Origin of the sequence: Kitasatospora purpeofusca (genome assembly GCF_036010405.1) — a bacterium.
GTDB classification, from domain to species: Bacteria; Actinomycetota; Actinomycetes; order Streptomycetales; family Streptomycetaceae; genus Kitasatospora; species Kitasatospora purpeofusca.
This window is the reverse complement of sequence record NZ_CP108561.1, coordinates 6,305,031-6,326,404: the sequence shown is the minus strand read 5'-3', so window position 1 is coordinate 6,326,404 and position 21,374 is coordinate 6,305,031. Positions and strand designations below refer to the sequence as shown.

Below are 21,374 nucleotides of genomic sequence, written 5' to 3'. Positions count from 1 at the left end.
AGGTGGACCAGCTTCACAACCGAGCAGCTCAAGGAACTAACGGTGTTCCTCTCACCGATCATCGCCTTGTCTGGCGCTGCCTTCGGCTTCTACTTCGGCAGCAGACCCAAGGAATAGCGGAACAAGCTGATGCCCCAGCGACCGCTCGCGACAGGACGAGAAGCACGCACGTCGTAGCGCCGTCCGGCCGTCGCAGGAGGCATGGCAATGGGGTGCATTGAGAGCCCCTCAGCCCAACACGTCGACTTGACTGGGAAGACCATGGCGGGCGTGCACTCGCACCCCTCGCCCCGCCGCGAGTGGCGCCCGCACGGACAGGGGTTGGCCGCCAGGCAGAGCAGGAAGCGGGCGGGCAGCCGGAGCGATCCGGCGGACCGCGCGATCACCACCTCGCCGGCTTCGAGCGGTTGGCGCAGCGCGTCGAGGACCCGGACGGGGAACTCGGGCGCCTCGTCGAGGAACAGGACCCCGCGGTGGGCCAGCGAGACCGCACCCGGTCTCGGCAGGCCGCTGCCGCCGCCGACGATGGCGGGCATGGTGGTCGAGTGGTGCGGTGAGCAGTAGGGCGCGTGGTCGATCAGCGGTCGGCCGGCCGGGAGCAGCCCCGCGACGGAGTGGACCGCGGTGACCTCCAGCGCATCCTTCTGGGTCAGCCTGGGGAGCAGCGCCGGCAGCCTCTCCGCCAGCATCGTCTTGCCCGCGCCGGGCGGGCCCTTGAGGTAGAGGTGGTGGCCCCCTGCGGCGGCGATCTCCAGGGCCCGGCGGGCCTCGTACTGGCCGGCCACGTCGGCGAGGTCCATCCGGGAGGCTGCCTCGTCGGGCAGGCCGCGTACGCCGGCGCTGGGGAGCATGAGGCCAGCCATCAGCGGGTCGGGGCGCCCGACGATCCGCTCGGGGGGCTCCTCCGGCTCGGGGGCTCCGGTGAGCACGGCGATCAGCTGACGCAGGCTGCGCACGCCGATGACGCTCACTCCGGGGACCAGCTCGGCCTCGGCGGCCGTCTGTTCGGCGACCACCACCCGCTCGTAGCCGGCGTCGGCGGCCGCCAGCACCGACGGGAGCACTCCGCGGACCGGGCGCACCCGCCCGTCCAGGCCCAGCTCCCCGATGAGCAGCAGGTCGGCGATCGCGGAGGGGTCGAGCCGTTCGGCCGCGGCCAGTACGGCGCAGGCCACGGCGAGGTCGAAGCCGCTGCCGCTCTTGGGCACCGAGGCCGGGCTCAGCCCGACGGTCAGTTTGCGCTGCGGCCAGGCCTCGCCGCTGTTCACGATCGCCGCACGGACCCGGTCGCGGGCCTCGGAGAGCGCCTTGTCGGGCAGGCCGACCAGGGTGAACGCCGCCACCCCGGGCTCCAGGTCGGCCTGGACCTCGACGATCACTCCGTCGACCCCGACCAGGGCTACGGAACACGTCCGGGCGAAGGCCATCTAGACCACCCCCCGCAGGTGGTCGACCGTGGCGGCGCCGCGGACCCGGTTGATGACGGCGACGAGGTCGATCCGGACGCCGCCCGGCGGGACGGGCGCCCACGGCGGGTCGGTGGAGCCGGGCCGGTACTCGGGGCCTGCCAGCCGGACGAAGTGGCCGGGCCAGCGCTCGGACATCCAGCGCTCGGCCAGGCGGCGCAGCCGGTCCGCCTTGATGGGGTCGATGGCCTCGGTGGGCTGCTGGAATCCCCGCTCGGAGCGGGTCTTGACCTCGCAGACCGCCACCGTGTCCCCGTCGAGGGCGACGATGTCCAGCTCGCCCTCCACGCACCGCCAGTTGCGGTCGAGGATGCGCAGCCCCTCCTCGGCGAGCCGGCGGGCGGCCACGCGTTCGCCGTAACGGCCGAGGCCGGTGTTGCTGAGCCGCCCCGGTCCGGCCCCGCCGGGCACGGGCGGGGCCGTTACGGGCGGGGCGGGCCCGACCGGAGCGGCTGCGGGCACGACGGAGCCCGGATCGGCCTGCGGGGTCGGGCCTCCCACCGGGCTGCGTGCCGCCCGTCGGCGTGGCTGCCCGTCCCGCCGGGCCTTCGCGGTCTGCTGGCGCGTGGCGCGCTCGATGTCCTGCACGGTGACCACCTCCGACGGGGAGGCTGCCGTGCGATCCGGAAGCGGACCAGGGGGTTGTTATTTCCTGTGGAAAACCCGGGCCTGTGGATAACTCCTGTCACCCACGGGAGTGAGAATTCCGGAATATCCGAAATTCCCCTGGACATCCGGGGACCGGGCGGTCCAACGTCAGTTCCCGAAGCCGGGCTCGTCCGAGGGCAGCTCCAGATCGCTCTTCGCGAGTTCCTCGATGTTCACGTCCTTGAAGGTCAGCACCCGGACCTTTCGGACGAACCGGGCCGGCCGGTACATGTCCCAGACCCACGCATCCGCCATCGACACCTCGAAGAAGACCTCGCCCTGCACCGAGTGCACCTGCAGCTCGTAGTCATTGGTGAGGTAGAACCGTCGCTCGGTCTCGATCACGTACTTGAACAGGCCGACGACGTCCCGGTACTCCCGGTAGAGCTTGAGCTCCATCTCGGTCTCGTACTTTTCGAGATCTTCGGCACTCATCCAGGCGTCCCCTCAACTTGTCACGTCCACCCATTGTGGACCACCGCACTCACCCTCAGAGCCGTACCGGGGCGACCGGCGGCCCCTCGGTCAACAGCCGCTCCAGAAAGTCCACCAGTCCGACCGGATAGACCGTCTCGGAGGTGGACCGCAATTCCTCGACCGTCCACCAGCGCACCGCGAGCAACTGGGCGTGTTCGTCCTCGCCCATGCCCGAGTGGTCCAGCTCCGTCCGCGTCGTCCGGGCCAGATGGAACCACTGTTCCTGCTCGAAGCGCTGCCCCTGATAGGAGAACGACGCATTGCCGTACGCGACCACCGGTCCCAGCTCCACGCCGCGCAACCCGGTCTCCTCCGCGAGCTCCCGCTCGGCGGCCTCCCGGACGTTCTCCCCCGGCTCCAGTCCCCCGCCGGGGGTGAACCACCAGGTGACGCCGGGCGTCGCCGGGTCCGAGCCGTGGAAGAGCAGCAGTCGGTCCTGCCGGTCGAGCAGCAGGATCCGCGAGGCCCTGCGCCGCTGTGCCGCCATGACGAGCCTCCACGCTCCCTCCGTCCGCCCCGGTCGTTCCCCCGATCCTGCCACCCGGCGCGGTCGTCCGGGGCGAGGTTCGGCAGAGCGGTCCCGGCGCGGGCGGCACCGGCCGGGGTCAGGCGGCGCGGCGACGACGGCGCGCCAGGCCCGCCGCACCACCCACCGCCGAGGTCACGACGATCGTCGCCGCGCCTGCGACGCTCGCCCAGAACGCGGGCTCCAGCGGTCCCGGGTCCGCCGGCCGGTGCCCGTCGATCGCCTCGAACGCCGAGGTGCCGCCCAGCAGCGCCATCCGGCCGAACGGCAGCACGGTGGCCTCCACCCTGGCCTGCACCTCGGTGGCCGGGACGGTCCCGCCGTCCGTCTCCAGGTGGACCCGGGAGTCGAGCGAGCCGAGCCGGTTGTCGCCGAGCAGGAACAGCCGGCCGGGCGGTACCTCCACGTTGAAGGAGGCACCCTGGGCACCCGACCCGGCGAGGTAGGGCTCGTCCACCGGTTTGCCGTTCACGGTCAGCCGGCGGTCGCCCTCGCCGACCGCGACGGTGTCCCCTCCGACCGCGACGACGCGCTTGACCATGAGCTCGCCGCCCCACGCCAGGTCCCGGAACACGACCACGTCGCCCCGCCCGATGTCCGAGCCGTCGGACTTCCTGGCCAGGACGGTGTCCTGGGCCTGGAGGGTGGGTGCCATCGAGGCCGTCGGAATGTTGTAGGGCCGGTAGCTCACGGCGATCACCGCGAAGCCGCCGATCAGCAGGACCAGTCCGAGGCCGAGCAGTACGCCCTGGGCCACGGCCGCAGGTCCGCGCCGACGGCGGGGGGCGGTCGGCGGACTGTCGGTCGCGCGTTCCACGACACTGCTCATCGATACCGTCCAAACCCAGACCGACCCGGAAACGCCCACGGCGCCGCGCCGGGACCTCGGGCGGAAAGCCCGGCGGGCCGTGGCACGTCCGAGCAGATTACTCGTCGGTACCACGGCCCGCGCAAGACCCGGGCGCCCCCGGTCGTCGTCAGGACCGGTCGTCGCGGTCCGTCCCGTTCCACCGTCGGCGGACCAGAGGGAGCAGTACGACTGCGCCCAGGGCACCGGCCGCGGCCGGAACGGCGGGCAGGGCCGCCGCCGCCAGCCCCTTCTGGTCGAAGGTGTCCGGCACCGGCAGCGTCGACCAGCGGTTGATCGGCCACGCCACCACGAAGGCACGCCCGATCACGTCGTCCACCGGGACGGTGCCGCCGCCCGGCTGGTCCATGTGGAAGCGCGAGTCGAGCGAGTCCGCGCGGTGGTCGCCCATCACCCAGATCCGACCGTCCGGCACCTTCACCGGGCCGAAGGGCTTGGTCCCGCAGGGGGTGTTGCCCGGGTAGACGTAGGGCTCGTTGAGAGCGATCCCGTTGACCTTGACCGGGCCCTCGCCCTCGCACTCGACGGTGTCCCCGCCGACCGCGATGACGCGCTTGATGAGGTCCTTCTCGTTGTCGGACGGCATCAGGCCGACGAAGCTCAGCACATTCTGGACGCCCCGGACGAAGGAGTTGCTGCTCTCGTTGGTGGGCTCGTCCGCCAGCCAGCCGCCCGGGTCGTGGAACACCACGACCTCGCCGCGCTCCGGCTCGGCACCGAACCACGGGGTGAGCTTGTCCACCAGGACACGGTCACCGACCTGGAGCGTGTTCTGCATCGACTCCGACGGAATGGAGAACGCCTGGACGAAGAACGTCTTGATCACCAGCGCCAGCACAAGGGCGATGCCGATGAGGATCGGCAGTTCCTTCCAGAACGACCGCGGCTTGCGCTCCTTCCGGTCCGGCTGCTCATCGGTGCCGTCCGCCGGCTCCGCGTTGTCCGGGGTGGGCTTCGAGGCGTCGTTCGTGCCGTCGCCGTGTTCGTCCGCGGACTGGGCCGCCGCTTCCTCGGCCGAGGCCGAAGGCGCCGCGGCCTCCGCGGACCGGGCCGCCCGGCCGCCTGAGCCCTCGGGCTCTCCGGCGCCCGAGCGGGCGCCGATCACCAAATCCCCCACAACGTCTCCTCCCTGCTGTGCGGACGCCTGCGCGTCCGCGCTCACAGTGCCGCACAGCGGGCACCACGTTCCACGATCGGCCGCGCCCGCCGGAACTGCCCCTCTGGGGGGTGTCCGACACCGGCACAGCCCTCGGGCGCGGCTCGTCGCAACGGCCGCACCCAGCACTTCTCTATCACTCCCGGACATCCGGCTCGCGGTCCCACGCGCGCGTTCCGACCGTCCACCGGCCCGGCCGGACCTACCGCCTGGGTCGTCCCACCCGGCGGCCGACGAGCGGAAGGATGCCCAACACACCCATAACGAGCGGAGGTTCCTCAGGGATCGGGTCAACACCCACCGCGTTCCGCGCAGTTCCGGGGCCCGTCGGACCCCGCGCCACCGAGGAGAGTGAAACCGGCACATCAAGTTGATGAACCCGGCCGACCGGCCAGGCAATCATGAACGCCCGCCCCAGCACCCCGCTCACCGGGACGGTGCCCTGACCCGGATTGCCCATGTGGAAACGGGAGTCGGCGGAGACGTCCCGATGGTCGCCCATCACCCAGAGCCGCCCCGGTGGCACCTTCACCTTGAACGGCTGCCGCGACGGTGGGTTGCCCGACGCGAGGTAGGGCTCGTCCAGGGGCTTGCCGTTGAGGAGGATCCGGCCCTGATCGTCGCAGCACTCGACCGTGTCGCCACCGACCCCGATCACCCGCTTGATGAGGTCCTGCTCGCTGTCGGAGGGCAGCAGTCCGACGAACGTCAGCACCTGCTTGGCCCCGCGCAGGAGCGCACCGTCCGTCGATGCCCCGTGCTGGTTCTCCAGCCAGCCGCCCGGGTCCTTGAACACCACGACCTCGCCGCGCTCCGGCTCGGCGCCGAACCAGGGAGTGAACTTGTCGACCAGAACCCGGTCCCCGATCAGAATCGTCTGCTCCATCGATCCCGAGGGGATCACGAAGACCTGCACCAGAAAGGTCTTCATCACCAGCGCGACGATCAGCGCGACCACGATGATCAGCGGGATCTCCCGCAGATGGGAGCGCCTGCGGCGACGGGCCGCCCTGCGGGCGGTGCGGCGGCGCTCGGCACGGCCGCGCACCACCGGGGCATCCGCTGCCCCGGAGGGATCCACCGATCCGGCGGCCTCCCCGGGCCCGGTCTCCACCCCGGCTCCGGCTCCGGCTTCCACCTCGGATCCACTCACCGTCCCGGCCCTGCTGTCCCTCCCGGAGGCGGCACCGGCCGAGGGCCCGGAACCGGCGTCCGGGCGGTCGGCGAGCCGACCCCTACCCCTGCTCCCCATGGCCGCCCGTCCCTTCTGCAGCGGCGTAGGCGTCCGGCCGGTCCAGGTCGGCCCAGTGTCCGACCGGGTAGACCACCCAGGCGGCCCGCCCGATCACCTTGGACTCCGGGACGAAGCCGCCCCCCGGTTCGCCGAGGTGGTCGCGGGAGTCGCGGGAGGCACTGCGGTGGTCGCCCATCACCCAGAGCTTGCCGGGCGGCACCACCACATCGAAGGCCACATCGGACGGCTCGTCCCCCGGGAAGAGATGGCCGGACTCGTCGACCGGTACACCGTTGACGGTGATCGGGTGGCCCGGTCCGGCGCTGGTGACCCGGTCGCCGCCGATGCCGACGACCCGCTTCACGTAGACGGAGTCACCGGCCGGGACCAGTCCGACCTCACGGCCGAAGGAGCGCAGCGAGGTCCCGAGGCCGACGGATTCGTGGGGCTTGCGCAGAAAGGAGCCGGTGCCGTCGAAGACGACCACATCGCCGCGGCGCGGATGGCCGCCGAAGGCGTAGGACAGCTTGTTCACGATCAGGCGGTCGCCCGGGCGCAGGGTGTTCTCCATCGATCCGGAGGGCACCGAGAACGGGCGCGCCACGAAGGCGTTCACCAGCAGCAGTACGAACAGGCAGATACCGGTGAGCAGCAACAGCTCGCGCGAGCGCGAGCGCCCGCCCCCGCCCGGGGCTTCGTCCGGAGCGGCCGCATTGGGCGCATCGGGCGCATCGTCCGTGTCGCCGTCCGCACCGCCCGAGGTGTCCGAAGCATCCGACGGACCCGCGACGCCGGGACCGTCCTGCCTCCCCCGGTCGACCGCCCCTCCCGCGTCGGGCACCACCCCGGCCGCGGGCGCGGCCACGGGCGCGGAAACGACCGCGGACCGCGTCGGCGAGTCCGCACCGGTGGGTGCGGGACAGCCGTCGCGGTCCGCGGGTGGTTCGTGCGTGCTCATCGGGGGCTGAGCCTACCGTGCGGCAGTCCGGCCCCCCAGAGCGATCCCGATCCCCCGGCAGTGCCGGGGGGCGGTGGATCAGCGGTCGCGCTTCTCCTTGATCTTCGCGGCCTTGCCGCGGAGGTCACGCAGGTAGTACAGCTTGGCGCGGCGAACCGCACCGCGGGTCACGACCTCGATCTTCTCGACGATCGGGGTGTGCACCGGGAAGGTGCGCTCGACACCGACGTTGAAGCTGACCTTGCGAACGGTGAAGGTCTCACCGATGCCGGCGCCGTGACGGCGGATGACGACGCCCTGGAAGACCTGGACACGGGAGCGGTTGCCCTCGATGACCCGGACGTGAACCTTCAGGGTGTCACCGGCGCGGAAGGCCGGAATGTCGCTACGCAGCGAGGCCGCGTCGACAGCAGCGAGCTTGTTGCTCATGTTGCTCTCCATCGCAGGCGCCACGGGCCGCCCACGGAAGTCGTCACAAATGGGGTTCGCTGCGGGCCGCACCGGTTACCGACGAGCCCCCCGTGGCGGGGGCGACGGACCACGTGACCCCTACGGGAGGAGCCCAGCGACAGACAGCAGCGGCCTATTCTTCCACACCATCGGCCACGGACCGAAATCGGCCGAGGTCCTCGTCCCAGGCCAGGCCCAGCAGGCTGAGCGCCTCACGGTCCTTCTTGTCGAAGTCCGCGTGCCGCCAGCGCGCCACCAGGTCCGCCCGGTTCGCCAGCGTGCGGGCGAATGCCTGCTCACGGCGCCAGCGGGCGATCCGGCCGTGGTTCCCGCTCAGCAGGATGTCCGGCACGGTGCGACCGCGCCACTCGGCGGGCTTGGTGTAGACGGGCCCCTCCAGCAGGTCGGCCATCGCGCCGGGCGCGAACGAGTCGTCCCGGTGGGACTCGGCGTTGCCGAGCACGCCGGGCAGCAGCCGGGCGATCGCCTCGACCATGACCAGCACCGCGACCTCGCCGCCGGCCAGCACGTAGTCGCCGATCGAGACCTCGACCACCGGCATCCGGGTGGCCGCCTCCTCGATGACCCGCCGGTCGATGCCCTCGTACCGGGCCGGGGTGAACGCCAGCCAGGGCCGGCCGGCCAGCTCCTGCGCGAGCTCCTGGGTGAACGGCCGGCCGCTGGGGGTGGGCACCACCAGGGTCGGCACCTCGCCCTCCGGCCCCTGGCCGAGCACCGCGTCCAGGGCCTCGCCCCACGGCTCGGGCTTCATCACCATGCCGGGGCCGCCGCCGTACGGGCTGTCGTCGACGGTCCGGTGCACGTCGTGCGTCCAGCCCCGCAGGTCGTGGACGTGCACGTCCAGCTGACCGCGGACCCGGGCCTTGCCGACCAGCGAGATGTTCAGCGGCTCCAGGTACTCGGGGAAGATCGACACGACGTCGATCCGCATCCCGTCCCGCACGGACGGCCGTACGGACGACTCCACGACCGACTCCACGACCGACTCCACGGCCGACTCCACCGAGGAATCAACGGACGCCCCACCGGACTCCCCCGCGTCCGCCGTCACGGCCGCCACGCCTTCCTCGGTGCTCACCGCGACTCCTCCGCGTCAGCACCGTCAGCGTCGCCGTCACCGGCCGCCTCACCAGCGGCGACCTCGGCCTGCCCCAGGTCGATCAGCCCGACCGGCGGGTCGATCACCGCGCGCTGGTTCTCCAGGTCGATGGTCGGCACGATCCGGCTGACGAAAGGCACCAGTGCGTCCGTACCGTCCGCCTTCCGCACCGTGAGCAGGTCCTGGTACGGCAGGTGGACCACCTCGGTGAGCTCACCGACCAGGGTGCCGTCGAGCAGAACGACGTCCAGACCGATCAGCTGGTGGTCGTAGTACTCCTCCGGGTCGTCAGGACGCTCCTCCGGGTCCACCTCGGAGATCAGGATCGTGCCCCGCAGCTCCTCGGCGGCGTTGCGGTCCTTGACGCCGGCGAACCGCAGCAGCAGCCGCCCGCTGTGGACCTTGCCGGACTCGACGGTCAGCGGACCCGCCGAGGCGGGGTCGGTGAACAGGACGGCGCCGGGCCCGAGCCGCAGCTCGGGTTCGTCGGTGCGGACCTCGACGCTGACGTCCCCCTTGATGCCGTGGGCGCGGCCGATCTTGCCGACGACGAGCTGCACGGTGATCGTTCTCCTGGATGAGTGCTACGGGGTTGCGGAGTTGCGGATTTGCCGCCGGAACGGCGAAAGCCGGCCGGGACGACATGCGTCCCGGCCGGCCTCGAAACCCTGACGGCTGAACGAGCAGCCGGATCAGCGAATGTTGTCCACGTCGACCAGGTCGACCCGGACGTTGCGACCGCCGAGGGCGCCGACGACCGTGCGCAGAGCACGAGCCGTACGACCGCCCCGGCCGATCACCTTGCCGAGGTCATCGGGGTGCACCCGCACCTCGATGGTGTTGCCCCGACGCAGGTTGCGCGAGCGCACCTGCACCTCGTCGGGGTGCTCGACAATGCCCTTCACCAAGTGGTCGAGGGCATCCTCGATCACGCTCAGGCCTCGGCGTCGGCGTCGGCCTCGGCCTTGTCCGACTTCTTGGCCTTCGGGGTGATGGCGACACCGGTGGTGGCGTCCTCGAAGCCGGCGACGGCCTTCGCGAACAGGTGCGAGAAGTCCTCGACCTTCGGCTCGGCAACCAGCAGCGGCGCCGGGGCCGGCAGGCCCTTGAACTTCTGCCAGTCGCCGGTCAGCTTCAGGATCGCGAGCACGGGCTCGGTCGGCTGGGCGCCGACGGACAGCCAGTACTGGGCGCGGTCGCTGTCGACCTCGATCTTCGAGGGGTTGTAGGTCGGCTGGTAGAGGCCGATCTCCTCGATCGCACGGCCGTCACGCTTGGTGCGGGCGTCGGCGACGATGATGCGGTAGTGCGGGGAGCGAATCTTGCCGAGACGCTTCAGCTTGATCTTGACTGCCACGGGAGTGGATTCTCCTGGTGTTGACGTGGGTGAGCGGCCCTGCCCTCGCGTGGGGTTGCGTGGTGGGCCGTTCAAGGGACACGCCAGCCGTAGGAGAGAGGGGTCCTGCCCGGCTGCCGGGTACTCAGCTGTCCATTCTGCCACAAGGGCGCCCTACCCCCGAAAACAGGTCGACCGGGAGCCCCCGCTCCCGGTCAGCCCAACACGTGCACCTTCGCGGCGCACCTCCCTGGCGGATCGCGGTGGACCGCCTCCGGATCACCGGCCGACTTCGGCCGATCACCCGCGAACATCCGCAGACCCCCTGCGGATCCCCTGCGGCCACCGTTCGTCACTGCGGCCGGACCACTGCCCGCACAGTCGCCGGCCGGCTCTCCTGGTCACCCGGGCCCCGGGTCTCCCCGGATCCCGGAACTTCCCGGACTTCCCGAACTGCGCAACCACGCGAACTGCGCGACCCGGATCACCCGACCCGAGCTGCGCGCCCCGCGCTGCACCGTCACTCGCGTGACGCGACCCGCGTTACGCGATCTTGAAGGGCTGCTGGCACGCGCCGCAGACGATGGACGCCTGGGCGAGCACCGAGGGAACGACCCGGACGTTGCGCCCGCAACCGCAGACCGCCTTCACCCGGACGCCGCCCCCGGAGGAGCCGTGCCGGGCCGCCGGACCGCGGAAGGCGCGCGAGGCACCCTCGCCGGCCACCGCCTCCTGGTGCGCGCCGAGGGCGCGGTCCAGGCGTTCGATGGTGTCGGCGTACCGCTCGCGGGTCTCCTTGAGCATGGTCACCTGGGAGAAGCCGCTACTGGCGTGCGGTTCGACCGGGTGCGCCAGGCCCAGCTCGGAAGCCAGGAGCAGGAAGCGCCGGTTGTGGTAGCGGCCGGCGCGCGAGGTGTCCCGGATGTCCCGGGCCGCGGCCAGACCGTGGGCAGCCTCGTGGAGCAGCCGCTCGAAACCGAGCCGGGTGCCACAGGCCGAGGAGGACTCGCCGATCAACGCCTCGGGCGAGGCGAGGTCGGGGAGGTCCTGGTGGTGGGCCTGGATGTCACTCCAGGCGGCGGCCAGTTCGGCCGCGAGAACGAGGGGCTGTGTCGTGCTCACGCTAGACCAACGATGGAGTAGGAGCCGATGTTCCGCGTGTTCCCGTTCCCCGGGATTTCCCAGGAAACTCTCAGGAATGTGCGACCTCGCGCGAAATGCGCGTTCCGGATCTGACGCAAGACCAACCCCCTACAGGTTCGGGCCCCGTCGAGCTCGACGGGCGCCTCGTCAATTCCGTCCGGGGACGGGCTGTCGCCCCCAGGACGTACGGCCCGCGGTCCTGTCGAGTTGACAGGGCCACGGGCCGTACACCGTACCGCTATTCCGTTAATACCGGCAGTTGACCGACCAGTAGGGATGTCGACAGGTGAGACATCAGTGGAACAACACCGCTCATCGGACGTTCGAATTTCCTGTCGGCCAGGTCGAGAACCGTCAGAACGCGTCGCCGGGCGTCGTTTTACGGCAACATCCTTCGCGCACGGGAAGCCACCGCCGAAGCCGCCCCGGAAGCCACCGCCGAAGTGATCGCGGAGGCCACCGCGGAAGCCACCGAACGGTCAGTAGGCGCGCGCGACGATCGCGATGTTGCCGTCCTGGTCGTCCGTCTGCGGCACCGAGCCGTCGGCGGCCACGATGCAGCGGACCGAAACGCCCTGCTCGGCCAGCTTGGCCTCGCCCTCAGGACCCAGCTCGGCCCAGGAGATCCGGCCCCAGCCGGTGGCGGCGGCCTCGACGGCCTCGTCGAGGTTGGTCACGTCCACCGTGCGGGACTCGCGGCGCTCGCGCGACTGACGCAGCAGCAGGGCCTGGTCCTCCTCCAGGATGCCCGGGAGGATCGACACCAGCGAGTCGATCGAGACCGGCTCCTTGCCGCCCGGGATCCGGCGGGCCAGCATGGCCGTGCCGTTCTCCAGGTCGCGCGGGCCGACCTCGATCCGCAGCGGAACGCCCTTGAGCTCCCAGTCGACCGCGCGGCGGCCGAACGGGGTGTCGGTGCGGTCGTCGACGACCACGCGGATGCCGGCGGCCTCCAGCGCGGCGCCGATCTCACGGACCTTGGCGATCACCGCGTCGTCGCCCTTGATGGCGAGCACGACGGCCTGGACGGCGGCGAGCCGCGGCGGGACGCGCAGACCGTTGTCGTCACCGTGGGACATGATCAGGCCGCCGACCATACGGGTCGAGACGCCCCAGGAGGTCTGCCAGACGTACTCGCGCTCGGCGCCCTGCAGCTGGTAGGTGGTGTTGAACGCCTTGGCGAAGTTCTGGCCCAGCTCGTGGCTGGTGCCCATCTGCAGCGCCTTGCCGTCGCCCATCATGCCCTCGAGGGTGAGGGTGTTGATGGCGCCCGCGAAGCGCTCCTTGGCGGTCTTGCGGCCGAGCACGACGTCGATGCCGAGCACGTTGGTCATGAAGTCGCCGTAGACCTGGGTGTGGATCATCGAGGCGTACTCACGCGCGTCCTCGTAGGTGGCGTGGGCCGTGTGGCCCTCCTGCCAGAGGAACTCGGTGGTGCGCAGGAAGACGCGCGGGCGCAGCTCCCAACGGACCACGTTGGCCCACTGGTTGATCAGCAGGGGCAGGTCCCGGTGGCTCTGCACCCACTTCGAGAAGTACTCGTTGATGATGGTCTCGGAGGTCGGCCGGACGACGACCGGCTCGTCCAGCTGCTTGCCGCCGCCGTGCGTGACCACCGCGAGCTCGGGGGCGAAGCCCTCCACGTGCTCGGCTTCCTTGGTCAGGTACGACTGCGGGATGAACATCGGGAAGTAGGCGTTCTGGGCACCCGCCTTCTTGATCCGGGCGTCCATCTCCTGCTGCATCCGCTCCCACAGGCCGTAGCCGTACGGTCGGATGACCATGGTGCCGCGCACCGGACCGTTGTCGGCCAGCTCGGCCTTGTTGATGAGGTCCTGGTACCAGCGCGGGAAGTCTTCCGCCTGGGGGGTGAGAACGGGTGCCTTAGCCATGGGCGAATCGTACGGGGAGCGGGCCCCCGACTTCGAATCCGTTCCGGGCCGCCGTCCGGGCCGCCGTCCGGGCCCCGTCCCCGGTGTCCCGCACCGGGGCGCACGCCCCCGACACGCGCGCACCACCCCGCACCCCTCTGGACGCCGCGCCCGAGCCGCTGTTCGCTGGAGTGGGGCGGGACGTCGAGGGGGGTTCGGAGCAGCACGTCGAGGGACCGGATGGGAGGCCGCGATGGCTTCGGCTGGGGTGATCGGCACGACCGCAGGATCCGTGGGCACCGGGCAGGACAACGCCCGGGCGCGGGACTGGGCGGAGATCCAGGAACGGATGCTGGTACCGCTCTACGAGGCCGTCCACGACCGGCTGGAGGTGGGTCCGGCGACCAGTGTGCTGGGCCTGGGCTGCCGCTCCGGTCTCGCCCTGCTGCTGGCGGCCGGACGGGGCGCCCAGGTGGCCGGTCTGGAGCAGGACGGCGAGCTGCGCGCGCTGGCCGGCGGACGCGGTCTGCGGGTGGGCGCGGGCCACCGGCCGACCGAGGATGTCGCCCGCTCGGCCTATTCGCTGGTCACTGTTTTCGAGCAGCCGCCACCGGCGGGCGAACCGCGCCGGACGGTCGCGGCGGCGGCCCGGCTGGTGCTGCCCGGCGGGCACGTGGTGCTGGCGGCCTGGGGGCCCAGGGAGCGCTGCGAAAGCGCGGCCGTCCTGGACGTCGCCCGGCGGATGGCCCGGCGCAGCGGCGCCCGCGACCCGTTCGAGCTGAGCCCGCCGGGGGCGCTGGAGGACCTGCTCGCCGGAACCGGCCTGCGCCCGGCCGGCGGCGGACGGGTCGGCTGCCCGTTCGCCTACCCGGACCTGGTCAGCGCCGTGCGCGGGCTGCTCTCCACCGGGCTTTACGACGCGGCGGCGGAGTTCTCCGGGGCGCCGCTGGTCGCGAAGGAGCTGGAGGAGGCACTGCAGCCGTACCTGCGGCCGGACGGGACCGTGCGGATGGCGAACGTCTTCCGCTACCTGATCGCCGAACGCCCCCGCTGACAGCGGCCTTGCCGCACCCGGGACGGCCGTGCCGGCCGCAGCGCGGCAACGACGGAGGGGAGTGCATCACCTGACGCACTCCCCTCGGTCCGGAGGCGGGAACGGGGACCGTCGGCCCCGGCCCGGGGCCGGACTCAGGCCTGGTCGAGCGTCTTCCTGCGCACCCCCGCCGCCCGGTAGGCCGCCTCCTCGTCCAGCGTCTCCGCCTCCAGCAGCGCCGCCGCCAGCGCGTCCAGCCGGTCCCGCTGCTCGGTCAGCAGCCGCACCGCCTCGTCGTAGCACTCCGCGACGATCCGCCGCGCCTCCTCGTCCACCGCGTCCAGCGTGGTCGGCGCGGCGGAGAGCCCGTACGCCCCCTGCGGGTCGGACGGCACGGCGGTGAGCCGGCCGACCCGCTCGCTCATGCCCCACCGGCCGGCCATGCCGCGGGCGATGTTGGTGACCTGCTCCAGGTCGCTCTCCGCCCCGGTGGTGATGACCCCGTAGACCACCTGCTCGGCCGCCATCCCGCCGAGCGCGCCGATGATCCGGCCGCGCAGGTAGGGCTCGGTGTAGGAGTACCGGTCGGTCTCCGGGGTGGACAGGGTGACCCCGAGGGCGCGGCCGCGCGGCACGATGGTGATCTTGCGGACCGGGTCCGCGCCCGGCTGGAGCATGCCGAGCAGGGCGTGGCCGCTCTCGTGGTACGCCGTCCGCTCGCGTTCGGCCTGCGGCATCACCAGCGGCCGGACGGCGCCCAGCTGGACCTTCTCCAGCGCGTCCGAGAGGTCTCGCTCGTTCACCGCGTCCTGGCGGCGCTTGACCGCCAGCAGCGCGGCCTCGTTGACCAGGTTCGCCAGTTCGGCGCCGGTCATGCCGGGGGTCACCTTGGCGAGCCGGTCGAGGTCGGCGTCCCCGGCCAGCGGGACGTGCCGGGAGTGGATCCGCAGGATGGCCGCGCGGCCGTCGCGGTCCGGCGGGCTGACGGTGATCCGCCGGTCGAAGCGGCCGGGGCGCAGCAGGGCCGGGTCGAGCACGTCGGCCCGGTTGGTGGCGGCGATGACGATGACGCCCTCGGAGCCGCTGAAGCCGTCCATCTCGGTGAGGATCTGGTTGAGCGTCTGCTCGCGCTCGTCGTGGCCGCCCATCCCGCCGCCGCTGCCGCGCTGCCGGCCGATGGTGTCGATCTCGTCGATGAAGACGATCGCCGGGGCGACCTTGCGGGCCTCGGCGAAGAGTTCGCGCACCCGGCTGGCGCCGACGCCGACGATCATCTCGATGAACTCGGAGGCGGAGGCCGAGAAGAACGGCACGTCCGCCTCGCCCGCGACGGCCCGGGCCAGCAGTGTCTTGCCGGTGCCGGGCGGGCCGCTGAGCAGGACGCCGCGCGGCATCTTGGCGCCGAGCCGGCGGTACTGCTGCGGGTTCTTCAGGAAGTCGACCACCTCGCTGAGTTCGGCCTCGACCTCGTCGATGCCGGCCACGTCGGCGAAGGTGGTGCGCCGGCCGGCCTCGGCGGTGACCGGCCTGGGCGGGGCCTTGCGGCCGAGCGCGCCGCCGCCGAGGCCGCCGGCCATCCGGCGGGCGAGCAGTACCCAGACCAGGATCAGCAGCAGCATCGGGGCCAGTGAGATCAGCAGGTTGGCGAGGAAGCTGCGCTGCTGGACGACGGGCGAGGCGGTGACCTCGACGCCCTGCTGCTGGAGGGTGGTCCAGAGGTTGTCCCCGGCGAAGACCGGCCGCTGGGTGTCGAACTCGGTGTACGTGCCCTTGTCGCCGTCCGGCTTCGGCTCGGCGTTCTTGAGGGTGCCCTCGATCGAGTCGCCCTTGGAGTAGATCTTGGTGACGTTGCCCTTGTTCAGCTGGTTGTTGAACTCGGTGTAGGAGATCGTGGTGGCGCCGCCGGGGCCGAAGAAGGACAGCAGCAGATCGCTGATCAGGAACACCACGAGCGCCGTCAGGACGAGGCCCGTCCAGCCGCCGGGCATTCTGCGGCGCGGGGGCTGCGGGGGCGGGGCCCCTTCCGAACGCCATGGCTGGTCGGGGGTCTGGCGCGGCGGCACGGGATCAGTCACCCATCGGACAATACGGACATCTGCTCGGCGCCTCCAACCGCAACGCCGCTCCCCGCCCGCTCCCCCGCACCCCGCCCGGTCCCGGCCCGGCCCAGTACCGACCCCGATCCCGGCCCGCCCTCAGCCCCGACCCCAGCCCCGATCCCGGCCCGCCCTCAGCCCCGCTCGTCCGCCGCGGCCGAGCCGGGCCACTCCTCCGAGGTCAGCGCGAACCGCTCGTGGTCCCGCCAGGCCCCCTGGAGGAACAGCATCCTCGGCGTGAACCCCTCGTGCCGGAAGCCCAGCCGCTTGGCGAGCGCGATCGACCGCCCGTTGTCCGGCTGGACGTTGATCTCCAGCCGGTGCAGCCCGAGACCGCCCTCCGGGTGCCCGGCGAAGCAGGTGTCCAGCACCAGCCGCAGGCCCTCGGTCATCCGCCCGGTGCCGGCGAACGGCAGGAACGAGTCGTAGCCGAGCGAGCCGTTGCAGAAGCGGCCCATCACGATGTTGGCCACATTGACCTTGCCGACCAGTCCACCGGTCTCCAGGTCGACGATCAGGAAGGTCCGCAGGCCAGGCCCCTGGCGCTCCAGCAGGTCCGGCAGCGCGTCCGGCTCGACCGGGTTCCACCGGCCGATGTGCTCGGCGGACCGCCGGACCGCCTCGGCGTACGCCACCTCGTCCCCGGCCCGCGGGGCCCTGATCGTTACTCGCATCGGACCATCATCTCGGATGACTATCGGGCGTGCGAACGGCCCGCCACCCCGGGAAGGCCGGGGTGGCGGGCCGTTCGTCCCGGGACCCGCGGGCAGCGGGACCGGGTCAGGACCGGGTCAGGACCGGGTCAGGACTACAGCAGGTCCTTGAACTCCTTGGGCAGCTCGAAGTCGGCCGGGCCCTTGCCCGCGCCGAGACCGAACGCGCCGCCACCCTGGGCGGGCGCCTGGTCGGCACCGGGGCCGAGCGCGCGGCGCTCGGCGGCCGCGGCCTCCTCCTGCGCCCGCTTCAGCGGGTTGCCGCTCTTGCGCTTGCCCTTGGCCGCCGGGGCCTTCTTGGTGCTCTTCTTGCCGCCGCCACCCATGCCCGGGATGCCCGGCATGCCGGGGATGCCCTTGCCGGAGGCCATCGCCGACATCATCTTGCGGGCCTCGAAGAACCGCTCGACCAGGTTCTTCACCTCGCCGACCTGGACGCCCGAACCCTTGGCAATACGGGCCCGGCGCGAGCCGTTGATCAGCTCCGGCTCGGCCCGCTCGGTCGGGGTCATCGACCTGATGATGGCGCCGACGCGGTTGACGTCCTTGTCGTCGATGTTGTTGATCTGGTCGCGGATCTGGCCCATCCCGGGCAGCATGCCCAGCAGCTTGGAGATCGAGCCCATCTTCTGGACCTGCTCCAGCTGCGACAGGAAGTCGTCCAGCGTGAAGGCCTTCGGGCCGCCGCGCAGCTTGGCGGCGATCTTCTCGGCCTCGGCCTGCGAGAAGGTCTGCTCGGCCTTCTCGATCAGCGAGAGGACGTCACCCATGCCCAGGATGCGCGAGGCCATCCGGTCCGGGTGGAAGGCGTCGAACTCGTCGACCTTCTCGCCGTTGGAGGCGAACATGATCTGGCGGCCGGTGACGTGCGCGACCGAGAGCGCGGCACCGCCGCGGGCGTCGCCGTCGAGCTTGGAGAGCACCACGCCGGTGAAGTCGACACCGTCGAGGAAGGCCTGCGCGGTGGTGACCGCGTCCTGGCCGATCATGGCGTCGACGACGAACAGGACCTCGTCCGGGTTCACCGCGGCCCGGATGTCGGCGGCCTGCTGCATCAGCTCGGCGTCGATGCCGAGGCGGCCGGCGGTGTCGACGATGACGACGTCGTACTGCTTCTGCTTGGCGTACTCGATCGAGTCCCGGGCCACCTGGACCGGGTCGCCCACGCCGTTGCCCGGCTGCGGCCCGTAGAACGCGACGTCCGCGCGGTCGGCGACGACCTGCAGCTGGTTGACGGCGTTGGGGCGCTGGAGGTCGCAGGCGACCAGCAGCGGGGTGTGCTTCTGCTTCTTCAGCCAGTGGCCGAGCTTGCCCGCGAGGGTGGTCTTACCGGCACCCTGGAGGCCCGCGAGCATGATCACCGTCGGGCCGCTCTTGGCGAACCGCACCCGGCGGGTCTCGCCGCCGAGAATGGCGACGAGCTCCTCGTTGACGATCTTGATGATCTGCTGCGCCGGGTTGAGCGCGCCGGAGACCTCGGAGCCGAGCGCGCGCTCCTTCACCCGCTTGATGAAGGCCCGGACGACCGGCAGCGCGACATCCGCCTCCAGCAGCGCGATGCGGATCTCGCGGGTGGTGGCGTCGATGTCCGCCTCGCTCAGGCGGCCCTTGCCCCGGAGGTTCTTGAACGTCGCTGCGAGGCGATCGGAAAGGGTGTCGAACACGTCGTCGCGGGTCCTCTACGGCATCGGTCTGAGTACGGTCGTCGCCCCCAAGGGTATCCGGCCGGTCCACGGACGGTCTCCACCCGGGTTCGGAGGAACTCCGGCGGCCCCCGGAGGGGCCGCTCAGCCCAGGGCCGCGCGCACCGCCGCCGCCACCTCCCCGGCCCGCCGGGCGGACAGCGGACGGCCCGCCGCGTCGGTCAGGTAGAAGGCGTCGACGACGTCCGCGCCCAGGGTGGAGACGTGCGCCGTCCGCACCCGCACCCCCGCGCCGTCCAGGGCCCGGCCGATCCGGTGCAGCAGCCCGGGGGCGTCGTGGGCGCGCACCTCCAGCACCGTCGCGTTCGCCGAGGCGACCGGGGGCGCCACCGCGACCACCGGCGGCGGGGTCGGGATCCCCCGCCGGCGCGGGGCCGCCGCGTCCCGCTCGGCCAGCCGGCGCGCGACGTCCAGCGAGCCGTCCAGGGCCCGGCGCAGGTCGGCCCGCAGCCGCGCCGCCTCCGGCAGCTCGCCGAACTCCGCCGCCACCGTCCAGGACAGCAGCAGCACCGGCCCCGCGCCGATCGGGTCCAGCTCCCGCAGCCCCGCCGAGCGGACCGCCAGCCGGTGCAGGGCCAGCACCCCGGCGACGGTGCCGAGCAGCCCCGGCCGGTCCGGGACGGCCAGCAGCAGCCGCACGCCCATCGGCTCGGTGCCGGCCGTCTCCACCCCGGTCTGGGCCAGCAGCGAGAGCGCCGGTCCGCCGGTCCTGGCCGCCTCCACCGCGAGCCGCTCCTGCCCGGCGGTCGGCGCGGCGGCCGGCTCCGGGCCCGCAGCGGCGTCCCCGGCCAGCCGGGCGGCGGCCCGCGCGGCCAGGCCGTCCACCAGCGAGGCCCGCCAGCCGCTCCACGCGGCCGGGCCGGTCGCCAGCGCGTCCGCCTCGGTCAGCGCCCGCAGCAGCTCCAGCCGGGGCAGCGTGGTGACCACCTTGGTGACCGCCTCGACGGTGGCCGGGTCGTCCGGATCGCGCCGGGTCGCGGTGTCCACCAGGGTCAGGTGGTGGCGGACCAGCACGGCGAGGGTCTCCACCGACTCCGGGTCGAAGCCCATCCGGGCGGCCACGTCGCGGACGATCACCTCACCCGCCTCGCTGTGGTCGCCGGGCCAGCCCTTGCCGAGGTCGTGCAGCAGCGCGGCGACCAGCAGCAGGTCCGGCCGGGCCACCCGACGGGTCATCGCGGCGGCCCGCACCGCGGTCTCCACCAGGTGCCGGTCCACCGTCCAGCGGTGCACCGCGTTGCGCTGCGGCCGGCAGCGGACCCGCTCCCAGTCCGGCAGCAGCCGGGTGATCAGCCCCTCCGCCTCCAGCGCCTCCCAGACCGGCAGACAGGCCTCGCCGGCGCCGAGCAGGGTGACCAGCTGCTCGCGCGCCTCGTCCGGCCACGGCACCGGCAGCGGACGGCACTCGGCGGCCAGCCGGCGCACCGTCGCGTGGGAGACGGTGAGCCCGTTCTGGGCGGCCGCCGCCGCGGCGCGCAGCGGCAGCACCGGGTCCGAGGCCGGGCGGGCGCCCTGGGCGAGCACCGCCTCGCCGTCCTGCTCGACGACGCCCTCGGCGAGCGGCCGGCGCTCCACCGCGCCCCGGGCCACCGCGCCCGCGCCGCGCCGGGCCGCACCGGAGGCGCCGCCGAACGGACCGGCGAACGGGAACCCGCGCCGGAGCGGGCGGCGGCCCCGGCCCGAGCGGGCGGCCAGCACCCGGTCCACCGCCCGCCAGGTGACGTCCGAGGCGTAGGCGACCGTCCTGGCCGCCTCGTAGACCTGCCGCAGCAGGGTGTCCGCGTCCAGCACACCGAGCCGCTCGGCGACCTGGTCCTGGTCCTGCAGGGCAAGCCGCTCGGTGGCCCGGCCGGTGACCAGGTGCAGCGCGTCGCGGACGTCGGCCAGCCGGAGCGCGGCCGCGTCCAGACCCTCCCGGGGCGCGTCGGCCAGCCAGCTCGCGGCGATCGCGTCCAGCGCGACCACGTCCCGCAGACCGCCCTTGGCCTCCTTGAGGTCGGGCTCCAGCAGGAAGGACAGCTCGCCGTGCCGCTCGGCCCGCTCCCGACCCAGCTCGCGCAGCTCCGGCAGCCGCCCTGCCGCGCCCGCCCGCCAGTCGGCGAGCACGGTGGAGCGCAGCGCGGCGGTGAGCGCCGGGTCGCCCGCCACGTGCCGGGCGTCCAGCAGGCCGAGCTGCGCCTTGAGGTCGGCGGCCGCCACCGCCCTGGCCTCGGCCGGGGTGCGGACGGCGTGGTCCAGGGCGGCGCCGGAGTCCCAGACCGGGTACCAGAGCCGCTCGGGCAGGGCCTGGTCCAGCCGGCCCTCGTGCAGCAGCAGCACGTCGAGGTCGCTGCGCGGGGAGAGCTCGCCGCGCCCGTAGCCGCCGACCGCGACCACGGCGGTCCCTGCGGGGGCGCCGGCCGAGGCGAACAGGGCGGACAGCCAGTCGTCGGTGCGCGCGGACAGCTCGGCGCGCCGGGCCCGGCCGCCGGGCCCGGGGTCGGTGAGCAGCCGGGCCCGGGCGGCGGCGGGGTCGGCCGGTCCGGCCGGGCCCGGGTGGGAGTCGTCGGTGTGGGAGGCCATGTGAAGTCCCCGTC

The 21,374-nt window shown here is 72.7% G+C and carries 20 protein-coding genes; 1 reads left to right on the top strand and 19 read right to left on the bottom strand.

Features of this window, described 5'->3' with window-relative positions:
• Positions 1–89: 89 nt before the first annotated feature.
• The 15 genes from OG715_RS27810 to proS form a co-directional block, all read right to left on the bottom strand.
• Complete coding sequence (locus tag OG715_RS27810; RefSeq protein ID WP_266271643.1) at positions 90–1,427, bottom strand: YifB family Mg chelatase-like AAA ATPase; 1,338 nt, start codon at positions 1,425–1,427, stop codon at positions 90–92.
• The gene (locus OG715_RS27805; protein WP_266271858.1) at positions 1,428–1,877 is read right to left on the bottom strand and encodes a YraN family protein; all 450 of its coding nucleotides are present in this window, start codon (positions 1,875–1,877) and stop codon (positions 1,428–1,430) included.
• 345 nt (positions 1,878–2,222) lie between these two features.
• On the bottom strand, positions 2,223–2,549 hold the full coding sequence (locus OG715_RS27800) for a DUF2469 domain-containing protein (protein ID WP_030306725.1): 327 nt from the start codon (positions 2,547–2,549) through the stop codon (positions 2,223–2,225).
• A 55-nt stretch (positions 2,550–2,604) separates the two neighbouring features.
• Positions 2,605–3,078, bottom strand: a complete 474-nt coding sequence (locus tag OG715_RS27795; protein WP_266271642.1) for an NUDIX domain-containing protein — start codon at positions 3,076–3,078, stop codon at positions 2,605–2,607.
• 118 nt (positions 3,079–3,196) lie between these two features.
• A complete protein-coding gene (gene lepB / locus OG715_RS27790) occupies positions 3,197–3,946 on the bottom strand; it encodes a signal peptidase I (RefSeq protein ID WP_266271641.1) in 750 nt (249 codons plus the stop codon).
• A gap of 148 nt (positions 3,947–4,094) precedes the next feature.
• The gene (gene lepB, locus OG715_RS27785; RefSeq protein ID WP_266271640.1) at positions 4,095–5,102 is read right to left on the bottom strand and encodes a signal peptidase I; all 1,008 of its coding nucleotides are present in this window, start codon (positions 5,100–5,102) and stop codon (positions 4,095–4,097) included.
• Between the two features lie 241 nt (positions 5,103–5,343).
• Entirely contained in the window at positions 5,344–6,279 is a 936-nt protein-coding gene (gene lepB / locus OG715_RS27780) for a signal peptidase I (protein WP_323182172.1), read from the bottom strand.
• Positions 6,280–6,376: 97 nt separating this feature from the next.
• Positions 6,377–7,333, bottom strand: coding sequence for a signal peptidase I (lepB, locus tag OG715_RS27775; RefSeq protein ID WP_323182171.1), 957 nt, complete (start codon positions 7,331–7,333; stop codon positions 6,377–6,379).
• A 78-nt stretch (positions 7,334–7,411) separates the two neighbouring features.
• Positions 7,412–7,762: a 50S ribosomal protein L19 gene (rplS, locus tag OG715_RS27770; RefSeq protein WP_030396741.1), complete on the bottom strand. Its 351-nt coding sequence runs from the start codon at positions 7,760–7,762 to the stop codon at positions 7,412–7,414.
• 154 nt (positions 7,763–7,916) lie between these two features.
• The gene (gene trmD, locus OG715_RS27765; protein ID WP_266271855.1) at positions 7,917–8,735 is read right to left on the bottom strand and encodes a tRNA (guanosine(37)-N1)-methyltransferase TrmD; all 819 of its coding nucleotides are present in this window, start codon (positions 8,733–8,735) and stop codon (positions 7,917–7,919) included.
• Between the two features lie 143 nt (positions 8,736–8,878).
• Positions 8,879–9,463: a ribosome maturation factor RimM gene (rimM, locus tag OG715_RS27760; protein ID WP_266271639.1), complete on the bottom strand. Its 585-nt coding sequence runs from the start codon at positions 9,461–9,463 to the stop codon at positions 8,879–8,881.
• A gap of 132 nt (positions 9,464–9,595) precedes the next feature.
• The gene (locus OG715_RS27755; protein WP_030056773.1) at positions 9,596–9,835 is read right to left on the bottom strand and encodes an RNA-binding protein; all 240 of its coding nucleotides are present in this window, start codon (positions 9,833–9,835) and stop codon (positions 9,596–9,598) included.
• Between the two features lie 2 nt (positions 9,836–9,837).
• Entirely contained in the window at positions 9,838–10,260 is a 423-nt protein-coding gene (gene rpsP / locus OG715_RS27750) for a 30S ribosomal protein S16 (protein ID WP_030396738.1), read from the bottom strand.
• A 522-nt stretch (positions 10,261–10,782) separates the two neighbouring features.
• Complete coding sequence (locus OG715_RS27745; RefSeq protein ID WP_266271638.1) at positions 10,783–11,361, bottom strand: hypothetical protein; 579 nt, start codon at positions 11,359–11,361, stop codon at positions 10,783–10,785.
• 500 nt (positions 11,362–11,861) lie between these two features.
• Positions 11,862–13,274 carry a proline--tRNA ligase gene (gene proS, locus OG715_RS27740; protein ID WP_266271637.1) on the bottom strand — a complete coding sequence of 471 codons (1,413 nt, stop codon included), beginning with the start codon at positions 13,272–13,274 and terminating at the stop codon, positions 11,862–11,864.
• 232 nt (positions 13,275–13,506) lie between these two features.
• On the opposite strand from proS, the gene OG715_RS27735 reads away from it, so the two are divergent.
• Complete coding sequence (locus OG715_RS27735; RefSeq protein WP_266271636.1) at positions 13,507–14,307, top strand: class I SAM-dependent methyltransferase; 801 nt, start codon at positions 13,507–13,509, stop codon at positions 14,305–14,307.
• A gap of 134 nt (positions 14,308–14,441) precedes the next feature.
• Here OG715_RS27735 and ftsH read toward each other — a convergent pair whose 3' ends face one another.
• The 4 genes from ftsH to OG715_RS27715 all read right to left on the bottom strand — a co-directional run bounded on the left by ftsH (position 14,442) and on the right by OG715_RS27715 (position 21,360).
• Positions 14,442–16,361 (bottom strand): ATP-dependent zinc metalloprotease FtsH, encoded by a 1,920-nt coding sequence (gene ftsH / locus OG715_RS27730; RefSeq protein WP_266271635.1) that lies wholly within the window; start codon positions 16,359–16,361, stop codon positions 14,442–14,444.
• Between the two features lie 155 nt (positions 16,362–16,516).
• Positions 16,517–17,056: a GNAT family N-acetyltransferase gene (locus tag OG715_RS27725; protein WP_053649738.1), complete on the bottom strand. Its 540-nt coding sequence runs from the start codon at positions 17,054–17,056 to the stop codon at positions 16,517–16,519.
• 134 nt (positions 17,057–17,190) lie between these two features.
• Positions 17,191–18,759 (bottom strand): signal recognition particle protein, encoded by a 1,569-nt coding sequence (ffh, locus tag OG715_RS27720; protein WP_266271634.1) that lies wholly within the window; start codon positions 18,757–18,759, stop codon positions 17,191–17,193.
• A gap of 123 nt (positions 18,760–18,882) precedes the next feature.
• On the bottom strand, positions 18,883–21,360 hold the full coding sequence (locus tag OG715_RS27715; protein ID WP_266271633.1) for a [protein-PII] uridylyltransferase: 2,478 nt from the start codon (positions 21,358–21,360) through the stop codon (positions 18,883–18,885).
• Positions 21,361–21,374: the final 14 nt, after the last annotated feature.

What these genes read in the sequence shown, in the direction of transcription:
- OG715_RS27810 (WP_266271643.1), bottom strand. Translation starts at nt 1,427, where the DNA reads ATGGCCTTCGCCCGGACGTGTTCCGTAGCCCTGGTCGGGGTCGACGGA.
- OG715_RS27800 (WP_030306725.1), bottom strand. Translation starts at nt 2,549, where the DNA reads ATGAGTGCCGAAGATCTCGAAAAGTACGAGACCGAGATGGAGCTCAAG.
- OG715_RS27795 (WP_266271642.1), bottom strand. Translation starts at nt 3,078, where the DNA reads ATGGCGGCACAGCGGCGCAGGGCCTCGCGGATCCTGCTGCTCGACCGG.
- lepB (WP_266271641.1), bottom strand. Translation starts at nt 3,946, where the DNA reads ATGAGCAGTGTCGTGGAACGCGCGACCGACAGTCCGCCGACCGCCCCC.
- lepB (WP_323182171.1), bottom strand. Translation starts at nt 7,333, where the DNA reads ATGAGCACGCACGAACCACCCGCGGACCGCGACGGCTGTCCCGCACCC.
- rplS (WP_030396741.1), bottom strand. Translation starts at nt 7,762, where the DNA reads ATGAGCAACAAGCTCGCTGCTGTCGACGCGGCCTCGCTGCGTAGCGAC.
- trmD (WP_266271855.1), bottom strand. Translation starts at nt 8,735, where the DNA reads ATGCGGATCGACGTCGTGTCGATCTTCCCCGAGTACCTGGAGCCGCTG.
- proS (WP_266271637.1), bottom strand. Translation starts at nt 13,274, where the DNA reads ATGGCTAAGGCACCCGTTCTCACCCCCCAGGCGGAAGACTTCCCGCGC.
- OG715_RS27735 (WP_266271636.1), top strand. Translation starts at nt 13,507, where the DNA reads ATGGCTTCGGCTGGGGTGATCGGCACGACCGCAGGATCCGTGGGCACC.
- OG715_RS27725 (WP_053649738.1), bottom strand. Translation starts at nt 17,056, where the DNA reads ATGCGAGTAACGATCAGGGCCCCGCGGGCCGGGGACGAGGTGGCGTAC.
- OG715_RS27715 (WP_266271633.1), bottom strand. Translation starts at nt 21,360, where the DNA reads ATGGCCTCCCACACCGACGACTCCCACCCGGGCCCGGCCGGACCGGCC.